The 5,058-nt window shown below is 72.3% G+C and carries 5 protein-coding genes; 4 read left to right on the top strand and 1 reads right to left on the bottom strand.

Annotated features, from left to right (window positions below):
- Positions 1-292 (top strand): di-heme oxidoredictase family protein (locus GRF61_RS23295; protein WP_282447271.1); only part of this gene is annotated, 292 nt, incomplete at its 5' end.
- A gap of 387 nt (positions 293-679) precedes the next feature.
- Here GRF61_RS23295 and GRF61_RS23290 read toward each other — a convergent pair.
- Entirely contained in the window at positions 680-1,588 is a 909-nt protein-coding gene (locus GRF61_RS23290; protein ID WP_169152999.1) for a LysR substrate-binding domain-containing protein, read from the bottom strand.
- A 127-nt stretch (positions 1,589-1,715) separates the two neighbouring features.
- On the opposite strand from GRF61_RS23290, the gene GRF61_RS23285 reads away from it, so the two are divergent.
- From GRF61_RS23285 to GRF61_RS23275, 3 genes are all read left to right on the top strand, one after another.
- The gene (locus GRF61_RS23285; RefSeq protein WP_169152998.1) at positions 1,716-2,411 is read left to right on the top strand and encodes an MOSC domain-containing protein; all 696 of its coding nucleotides are present in this window, start codon (positions 1,716-1,718) and stop codon (positions 2,409-2,411) included.
- 53 nt (positions 2,412-2,464) lie between these two features.
- The gene (locus GRF61_RS23280) at positions 2,465-3,148 is read left to right on the top strand and encodes a gamma-glutamyl-gamma-aminobutyrate hydrolase family protein (protein ID WP_169152997.1); all 684 of its coding nucleotides are present in this window, start codon (positions 2,465-2,467) and stop codon (positions 3,146-3,148) included.
- A gap of 139 nt (positions 3,149-3,287) precedes the next feature.
- Positions 3,288-5,058 (top strand): nitroreductase family protein (locus GRF61_RS23275; protein WP_169152996.1); only part of this gene is annotated, 1,771 nt, incomplete at its 3' end.

Genomic DNA, 5,058 nt, shown 5'->3' with positions numbered 1-5,058 from the left:
GACCATACGGCCCTATACCGACCTGCTGCTGCACGACATGGGCGAGGGCCTGGCCGACGGCCGCCCGGACTACCTCGCCAGCGGCCGCCAGTGGCGCACCCCGCCGCTGTGGGGCCTGGGCCTGCTGCCGGTGGCCAGCGAACACGGCACCCTGCTGCACGACGGCCGCGCCCGCAATCCGCTGGAGGCGATCCTGTGGCACGGCGGCGAGGCCAGCACTTCGCGCGAAGCGCTGCGGGCGATGGAGAAGGCCGACCGCGAAGCGCTGCTGGCCTTCCTGGCATCGCTGTAGAAAGGGAGTTTGGCGCCAGCACGACTGGCGCTGAAAGCAGTCTTGAGAACTGGTGGCTGGTGGCTGGCGGCTGGCGGCTGGCGGCTGGTGGCTGGCGGCTGGCGGCTGGCGGCTGGCGGCTGGCGGCTGGCGGCTGGCGGCTGGCGGCTGGCGGCTGGCGGCTGGCGGCTGGCGGCTGGCGGCTGGCAGAAAAAGCTTATCGGCCAATCGGTTGCGGGTGGCGGCCACATCGCCGCTCGCGCCATATGCAACGTTTTTGCCCCTCTCTCCCCTCACGGGGAGAAAACCCGGCTCAAACGTACTCGCCTGATGGAGCCACCCGCGCTCGTACCCCGCTCGTACCCTTCTCACCCTGCGACCATCCGTGCAAAAGCCCCGGCACCAGCGCTACGCCCCCGCCTCACCCACTTCTGCCACCAGACGCCTCACCTCCTGCGCCACCATCTCCACCTCCGACTCGTTCGTCGCCGGATGCCGCAGCAGGCTCACCGTGCGGCGGATCTCCGGCTCCGCCAGCGGCCGGCAGCACAGCGCCGGGTCCATCACGCTGCGAGCGCTGAACTCAGGCAGCACCGTCAGCCCGCGGCCCAGGCGCACCGCTTCGGCGATGGCGGCGATGCGGTTCATCTCCGCCACCGGCGGCCGTGCCAGGCCATGCTCGCGCACCGCGGCATCCCACAGGCGGCGCAGGGTGTGATTGGCGCTGAGCAGGATCAGCGGCTCGGCGCACGCCTGGTGCAAGGCCACCCGGTGGAAACTCGCCAGGCGGTGGTCCGCCGGCATCAGCACGCAGAAGCGGTCGGTGAATAGCGGCTCCGCCAGCAGCCGGGACGCCGCCTCGCCCGCCGGCGCAAACCCGATGCCCAGTTGCAGCCGGCGCGCCGCCACGCCCTGCTCCACTTCGTCGCCGCTCATCTCGGCGATGTTCAGCCGCAGCTGCGGGCACAGCGCGCCCATGCGCGCCACCAGCCGCGGCACCACTGCCGCGTTCACCGACTGCAGCACGCCCAGCGTCAGGCTGCGCTCGCCGCTGCCGGCGAAGCGCCGCACCTCCGCCTCGGCCGCCGCTGCCCGCGCCAGCAGGTCCACCGCATGGCGGTAGAGCACATGCGCCGCGTAGCTGGGCCTCAGCTGGCGGTGGGCGCGGTCGAACAGGCTGGCGTCCAGCTGCGCCTCCAGCTTCTGGATCTGCTGCGACAGCGCTGGCTGCGATACATGCAGCCGCTCCGCCGCGCGGCCCATGTGGGCCTCCTCGAACACCGCGACGAAATAGCGCAGCAGGCGGATTTCCAGCATCGATTGGCTTTCCTTATCGATTCGATTCGGCAACGGTCTTGGACAAGGCGGATGCAGCCGAACTATCGTGCGCCATCCCGCCGCTTCGCGGTATTCAGCGGCAAACCGCTTTTCCAAGGAAACGATTATGGACCGCGCCCAGATTTTCGTTGGCCGGATCGCGCCGCTGGCCGCGGCACCGGCGGTAGCCAGCGCCATCGTCAAGCAAGCCGTTCGCGCCCCGCTGTGGCTGGGCGCCAGCGGCCTCGCCGGCGACGAGCAGGCCGACGGCCAGCACCACGGCGGGCCGGACCGCGCGCTGCACCACTACCCGGCGGAGCACTACCGCTGGTGGCGAGAACGCTACCCGGGCGCCGCTGCCCGCTTCCAGCCCGGCACCTTCGGCGAGAACCTCTCCCTTGCCGGCTGGAGCGAGGATGCGGTGCACATCGGCGACGTCTTCCGCTGGGGCGACGCCCTGCTGCAGCTCAGCCAGCCACGCTCGCCCTGCTTCAAGCTGGATCGCCACCTCGGCCTGCCCGGCCTCGCCCGCCTGATGCAGCAGGAAGCCCGCTGCGGCTGGCTGTACCGGGTGCTTCAGCCGGGGCAGGTCACCCCGGGCGCGGACTTTGCACTCGAACGCAGGGGCAACGGCCCCAGCGTGCAGGAAGCGATGCGCATCATGTACGGCGGCACCGCGGCTCCCGGGGCCTGGCGCGAACTGCTGGCGGCGGAGGGCCTGGCCGCCAGCTGGCGGCGCACACTGGAGAAACGTCTGGCCGGCGGCGGCATCGAATCCTGGAACAGGCGGCTGGACGGCCCGGACGCCGCCAGCGCCACCTGATCCACCCGCAGCATCGACCCGGACATCCGCCCCTGCATTTCGAGGACCACGCCATGAACATCGTCAGCTTCCAGCACGTTGCTTTCGAAACCCCCGGCCTGCTCACCTTCTGGGCCGCCTCCCGCGGCCACCGCATGAGCACCGTGCGCACCGACCTCGAAGACCCGCTGCCAGCGCTGGAGCGCGCCGAAGGGCTGGTGGTGCTGGGCGGGCCGATGGGCGTGCATGACGACCACGCCCTGCCCTGGCTGGCCGCCGAGAAGGCCGCCCTGCGCCAGGCGCTGCAGCGCCGCCTGCCGACGCTGGGCATCTGCCTGGGCGCGCAGCTGATCGCGGATGCGCTGGGTGCCCAGGTTTCCCGTGGCCGGCAGAAGGAAATCGGCTGGTTCCCGGTCACCAGCAGCGACCCCGTCATCGGCGAGGGCGCGGTCTTCACCCCGCTGCTGTGGCATGGCGACGTCTTCACCCTGCCCGAAGGCGCCCGCCCGGTCGGCAGCAGCGCCGCCTGCGAGCTGCAGGGCTTCCGCTACCAGGACCATGTGCTGGCACTGCTCTTCCACCTGGAGATGACCCGCCACGGCCTCACCGAACTGATCGCCGAATGCGCCGGCGAGCTGGACGGCGGCCCTACCACCCAGACGCCGGACCAGCTGCTGGCGCAGGACGCACCCTTCGAAGCGATACACGAGCTCGCCTACCGGGTGTTCGACGACTTCTTCGGCGCCAGCCCCGGCTGAGCTCGCCGGCGGGCTTGTCGCAAGTTCGACAAGCCCGCCGCCCACGTCGCACTCGTCCCCAAGCCACACCGCCGTTTTCCCGCAAGTTGCTGTGAAACAAGCGCTTTGGCGCTGGTATCGGACTTGCATGAAGGCGGCCATGACCTCGACCGCCCAACTCGCCCCCCTTGCGGAAAAGCCTCCCGCCGCGCCGCCCCCGGCGCAGCAGGCCGCCACACCGCCGGCCGCCCACGCCAGCTCCCCGGTTCCCGGTGTGGAGCTGTCGCCGGCGCTGGTAGTGCGCATCTACCACCGTCGCACCAAGCACCGCTTCCAGGCCTACGCTGCCAGCCCCAGCACGCTGGACTGGGACAACCAGCCCGCCCCCTTCCGCCACTACAGCGGCGCCCCGGCGGTGCTGCTGCCCCTGCTGGCGGAAACGCCCGCCGGTTCGCCGCTGCAGGACGCACTGGCCGCGCCCTACGCCGGCCTCACCGAGCCGCGCCCGGCGCTGGCAGCGGATCTCGCCGGCCTGGGCGCGCTGCTGCAGCTCTCCCTCGGCCTCACCGGCTGGAAAAGCCTGGGGCCGGACCGCTGGGCGGTGCGCGCCAACCCCTCCAGCGGCAACCTGCACCCGGTGGAAGCCTGGGTGATCTGCCGCGATTTCCCCGGCCTGGCCGATGGCGTGCACCACTACCGGCCGGAAGACCACGCGCTGGAATGCCGCGCCGCCGATGCCCCCGGCCGCGCCCGTGGCGGCCCGCGCCTGGCCATCGCCCTGTCGTCGGTGATGTGGCGCGAAGCCTGGAAGTACGGCGAGCGCGCCTTCCGCTACTGCCAGCTGGATGTCGGCCACGCCGCCGGCGCGCTGCGCCAGGCCGCGGCAGTGCTGGGCTGGACGCTGGCGGAACAGCCGGGCGTGGGCAGCGCCAGCCTGGCCGCCCGGCTGGGGCTGGACCGCAGCGCCGACTATCCGTACCGCCGCTACCAGGTCAGCGAACTGGAAGAGCCGGAGCTGCTGTTCGCCATCGGCACCGACGGCAGCCGCCCGGCCGCCGCCTACGGCAGCGAGCTGCGCGAGGCCGCCGCCGCCGCGTGCTGGCACGGCATCGCCTCCACCATCGACCCCTACCCGATGTTCCGCTGGCCGGTCATCGCCGAAGTGGCCGCCGCCTCCCGCCGCGAGGATGGCGACGCCGCCCCGGCCCAGGCCCTGCCGCCGCCCAGCCTGCGCCCGCAGCCGGCCACGGGCGCAAGCGTCGCCGGGATCATCCTCGGCCGCCGCAGCGCCCAGCGCTTCGCGCCGGACCACATCCTGCCGCGCGACCGCTTCGCCGCCCTGCTGCAGGCGATCAAGCCGCACTGCGCCGCGCCCTGGGATGCGCTCGCCGACGTCAGCCGCCTCACCCCGGTGCTCTTCGTCCATCGCGTGGAAGGGCTGCGGCCGGGCATCTACGTCTTCGTCCGCGAAAGCACCGCCGCCGCACCGCTGCTCGCCCGCCTGCAGCAGCGCTTCGCGCCGGAGCGGGTGGCCGGCCTGCCGCCGGAGCTGGACCTGCGGCTGCTGCAGGAATACGAACCGGTGCAGCTGCGCCGCCTCGCCCGCAGCCTGCACTGCCACCAAGACATCGCCGCCAACGCCTGCTTCGCCGTCGGCCTGCTGGCGCCCTTCGACAGCCGCATCGGCGCCGAGCCCGCCGCCTACCGCAGCCTGTTCCGCGAAGCCGGCCTGATCGGCCAGGTGCTCTACCTGCAGGCTGAAGCGCTGGGCCTGCGCGGCACCGGCATCGGCTGCTACTTCGACGACCCGGTGCATGAAGCGCTGGGCCTGGAGGGCGAGAGCTACCAGAGCCTCTACCACTTCACCATCGGCCTGCCGGTGATCGACAACCGCATCGAGACCACCCCGGCCTACGCCGACCGCCCCGCGG

It is taken from the genome of Azoarcus sp. TTM-91 (assembly GCF_012911025.1).
Taxonomy (GTDB): Bacteria; Pseudomonadota; Gammaproteobacteria; order Burkholderiales; family Rhodocyclaceae; genus Azoarcus.
The sequence above is the reverse complement of the archived record's forward strand: the minus strand, read 5'-3'. Positions and strand labels throughout refer to the sequence as shown.

Excerpts from the sequence above, each read along its gene's own strand:
- GRF61_RS23285 (WP_169152998.1), top strand. The coding sequence starts at position 1,716 with ATGGACCGCGCCCAGATTTTCGTTGGCCGGATCGCGCCGCTGGCCGCG.
- GRF61_RS23280 (WP_169152997.1), top strand. The coding sequence starts at position 2,465 with ATGAACATCGTCAGCTTCCAGCACGTTGCTTTCGAAACCCCCGGCCTG.
- GRF61_RS23290 (WP_169152999.1), bottom strand. The coding sequence starts at position 1,588 with ATGCTGGAAATCCGCCTGCTGCGCTATTTCGTCGCGGTGTTCGAGGAG.